Source organism: Pedococcus sp. P1_H8, assembly GCF_056405175.1.
The window spans coordinates 1-526 of the sequence record NZ_JBFUCP010000125.1 but is presented as its reverse complement, the minus strand read 5'-3'; the positions used below and the strand labels follow the sequence as shown (position 1 = coordinate 526).

The 526-nt window shown below is 69.0% G+C and carries 2 protein-coding genes; both read right to left on the bottom strand.

The window, feature by feature from the left end; genetic code table 11:
* Positions 1–232: acyl-CoA dehydrogenase family protein (locus AC1DYG_RS19185; RefSeq protein WP_477641453.1), on the bottom strand; the 232-nt coding region annotated here is incomplete at its 3' end.
* Positions 232–526, bottom strand: a 295-nt coding sequence (locus AC1DYG_RS19180; RefSeq protein WP_477641452.1) for a Zn-ribbon domain-containing OB-fold protein, incomplete at its 5' end; no start/stop codon positions are given. The genes AC1DYG_RS19185 and AC1DYG_RS19180, both read right to left, overlap by 1 nt.

Genomic DNA, 526 nt, shown 5'->3' with positions numbered 1-526 from the left:
GCTGCTCGAGCAGCACGTACAGCTCGGCCAGCCCGAGCCCGCCGCCGCCGAGGTTCTCCGGCAGCGCGATGCCGAGCAGACCGGTGCCGGCGAGCTCGCGCCACAGGTCGCGGTCCACCCGCTCGGCGGTGCCCTCGACCGCCTTGACGCGGTCGATGTCGGCCTTGCTGGTGAAGACCTCGTCGGCGAGGCCGCGAATCGCCTCTTGCTCTTCGGTGAAGTTGAAGTCCATCAGGAGTCCTCCCGTGCGGCCGGCCGGAACGCGGGAAGCGTCAGTTCCGGGTCGGCGTCGATCCAGTCCAGTTCCACCGGCATGCCGATCTCGACCTGATCGGGCGCGATGCCCGTCATGTTCGCGATCAGCCGCGTGCCCTCCTCGAGCTCGATGGTCGCCACGATCAGCGGGTAGTCGAAGGCATCGATCTTCGGGTGGTGGTTCACGACGAAGCTGTAGACGATGCCGCGGCCCGAGGCGTCGACGGTGTCCCAGTCCAGCGAGCGGCACTCGCCGCACATCGGGCCGGTG